General features: G+C 75.3%; 2 protein-coding genes. Both read right to left on the bottom strand.

What is annotated here, in order from left to right:
* A partial coding sequence (locus ACFWN1_RS29725) for a YcaO-like family protein (RefSeq protein ID WP_384368655.1) occupies nucleotides 1–760 on the bottom strand: 760 nt, incomplete at its 3' end.
* Nucleotides 757–1,919, bottom strand: a 1,163-nt coding sequence (locus ACFWN1_RS29720) for a CocE/NonD family hydrolase (protein WP_384368652.1), incomplete at its 5' end; no start/stop codon positions are given. The genes ACFWN1_RS29720 and ACFWN1_RS29725, both read right to left, overlap by 4 nt.

Genomic DNA, 1,919 nt, shown 5'->3' with positions numbered 1-1,919 from the left:
GGCGTACGGACGGGCCGGGTCCCTCGCCGGGGGCGGGGCCACCGAGGCGGCCGGTGACGGTCGCGGCGTCGAGGATCGCGTCGGCTTCGGCGCCCGTACTCCACCAGATGGTGGTGGCGTCGCGTTCCAGCAGCTCTTCGAGGGCGAAGCGCTCGGCGTGGGCCCGGTTCTCGCCGGCGGCGATGCCGGAGTAGACGAGGGAGTGGGTGGCGGGTTCGGCGGCCCGCGGGCCGTGGAAGTAGTCCAGCCAGACCAGTGAGGCGGGGACGAGTACCTCGGCGCCGTCATGGAGGTCGCGGCCCGGGGTCCAGGCCACGGGCAGCTCGCGGGTGAAGGGGGTGAACGGGAAACCGGGGGTGGCGTACTGGGCGGGTGAGTAGAGGGCCGTCGTCTCCGGGTCGAGCGCACGCACACCGAGCCTGGTCAGCTCTCGGTACGTGGCCGTGCGCAGACCGCCGGGGACGGCGTTGCCGCAGTAGCGCTCGACGGCCTCTCCCACGGCGGCGCGACGGGCGCGCTCCTCGTCACCGGCCGAGGCGCCGAAGCCGAAGCGGTCGGCGAGCCAGGGCGCGAACACATCGGTGCGGGCCACGCTGGCGCCGTAGCCGACCCACATGCGGGGCAGGCCGGGGCGACGGCGCTGCCGTTCCAGCCGGGTGATGAGCCCGGTCCGTGCGTCGACCAGGGCCGATTCCGTGTCGCTCGCGGGATGCGCGCCCCGGGGGGCCCACGCGCCGCTCACGACTTCCGCGGTGCTCACTCCGTCGCCTCCTCGGGTGCGGTACGGGGCAGGATCAGTCGGGTGCCGTCCACCGGCCGGGTGCGGACGGTCTGCTCGGCGACGGAGTACGCGGTGCCTGTGCAGCGGTCCTCCCCCGTACCGAGCGAGCGGGCCAGCCGGGGGAAGTCGCTGCTGGTGACCTCCAGTTGCAGGCGGGACCCGGCGGGCACGGTGACGGCGACCGCGCCGAGTCCGATCGTGTGCGGGCCGGAGGCCGTCGTGCGTCCGGTGTCGAGGCTCGCGTGGGCGAGTTCCAGCCAGCGGCCGTCGGCGGTGACCTCGCTCCAGCGGACGATCCAGTCCGTGGCCGGTGCGCTGGTGGTCGCGTCCAGCACCACGACCGGTCTGCCGGCGACGGTGAGCGGCTCGTCGAGCGGGGCGCTGGTGAAGCGGACGGCGTCGCGGCGGCCGGCGAGCGGTGCCCGGTCGACGCCCGGCTGCCGGGAGGGGTAGGGGTCGGCCGGGTCGTAGCGGAACCGGGCCTCGCCGCCGGTCCCGGGATGCCGCGGGGCGAGCGTCCCGTCACCGTGGGCATGCCAGACGGCATCGACGGACGTGGACGGCCACGACGTGCCCGTCCACCACCGGTCCGCGCCGACGGTGAACACCCTTGCCTCGCTCGCGCCCCGCCCCGTGCCGCCCAGCACCCGTCGCAGCCAGTCCACTTGGAGGGCACCGAGGTCGATGCGGGAGGCGGGTCCGTGGTCCCGGTCGCCGATCCGGGTTCCGGCGGCGTACGCCAGGTCGTGTCCCCAGGGGCCGATGACCAGCGCCCGCGACGGGCGCGGAGCCAGGGCGGCGCCCGCACGGTGGAAGTGTTCGAGAACCTCCTCGACCAGCAGGTCGTACCAGCCGCCGATGTGCAGGGCGGCGGCCGGCAGCTTCTCCAGCTCGGCGACGTCCGGGCCCTCGGCCCTGTGGTCGGGGCCGTCGGTGATGACCCGGGCCCAGCCGGGAAGGCGGGCGCCGAGCCGGTCGGCGATTCCCAGTACGGGCAGATGCCCGAGCAGGTCGGGACACTCCCGGAAGACATGGGCGGTGAGGCCGTCGCGGCTGGTGCGCGCGTCGGCCCGTTCCAGCCACCAGGCGGCGTGCTCGGCGAGCCGCAGGATTCCGCTGGGCTCGAACTTGGTGCGGC

The organism is Streptomyces sp. NPDC058459 (genome assembly GCF_042721685.1).
Taxonomy (GTDB): Bacteria; Actinomycetota; Actinomycetes; order Streptomycetales; family Streptomycetaceae; genus Streptomyces.
Note: the sequence above shows the minus strand (reverse complement) of the source record. Positions and strands in the feature narration are given on the sequence as shown.